This window comes from Thermotalea metallivorans, from assembly GCF_001562415.1.
GTDB lineage: Bacteria > Bacillota > Clostridia > Peptostreptococcales > Thermotaleaceae > Thermotalea > Thermotalea metallivorans.
Window position 1 is genome coordinate 1 of record NZ_LOEE01000038.1, and the last position, 932, is coordinate 932.

The 932-nt window shown below is 29.3% G+C and carries 1 protein-coding gene; it reads left to right on the plus strand.

Features of this window, described 5'->3' with window-relative positions; genetic code table 11:
• Window positions 1–195: 195 nt before the first annotated feature.
• On the plus strand, window positions 196–720 hold the full coding sequence (locus tag AN619_RS16150) for a prepilin peptidase (protein WP_278279885.1): 525 nt from the start codon (window positions 196–198) through the stop codon (window positions 718–720).
• Window positions 721–932 lie beyond the last annotated feature (212 nt).

A 932-nucleotide genomic window follows, 5' to 3' on the forward strand; every position in this document is an offset into this window, starting at 1 on the left:
CAGGTCACCCTTGCCCATCCAGTTTTATACATAAATGAGCATTATATCCATGTGGCAAGTTTTGAGAAATGTGAAATTCTAAGAAAAAGCAAGCAATTAAGAGAATTCGTTAGATTATAGAGGGAGGATAAAAATTTGGTTTATCTTTTCATAATTGGGGCAGGAACACTATTATTTTTTTTATTAAAGAAATACATGAAAGAAAACGGGTTTTCCAACGAAAAGACTATAGATTATGTCTTGCTTTTTTTTACATTATTCTTTCAGATATTGTTGTATGATAAATATGGATTTCAGGATAAATTTTTTATTTATTTTTTATTGATCCTTTTGCTGATCCAGATTAGCTTCATAGACATGAAACAAAAAATCATCCCGAATAAATTAAATATATTGGTGGCCCTTATCGGTTTTATAAATATATTGCTGAATATCAAGCATGGCCTAAACTACTTTCTAGCGGGATTTGTTGCTGGAGGTATTTTTTTATTTTTAGCTTTAATTACCAAAGGGGGCATAGGTGGGGGCGACATTAAATTATTTGCTTCATTGGGAATGATATTGGGATTGTATCCTACTATCTTAGTAATTGCCTATACCTTCATATTTGCATCAATACTTTGTATAGGGCTTATGATAGCAAAAAAAGCAACCTTCACTTCAACTATTGCCTTGGCACCTTTCATAAATATTGCAACACTATATTATTTGCTTACATAATAAAAAAGAAATGGAGGGATAAGTATTTTTGAAAATATTCTTTTACTAATCTTAATAAGTGGTTTTATTTATTTTTTCTTTATCAAGACCAGCTAATAAAAGTCAATAGTTAAATTCAAATTTTTTTAAAAAATTGATTTTTCTAAAAAGGGTACAGCAAAGCTAACCATTGGTAAAAACCGAACAATGGCTTTTTTAAAAAGATTTGAGTT

Coding starts and splice junctions, on each gene's coding strand:
- AN619_RS16150 (WP_278279885.1), top strand. CDS start 196: ATGAAAGAAAACGGGTTTTCCAACGAAAAGACTATAGATTATGTCTTG.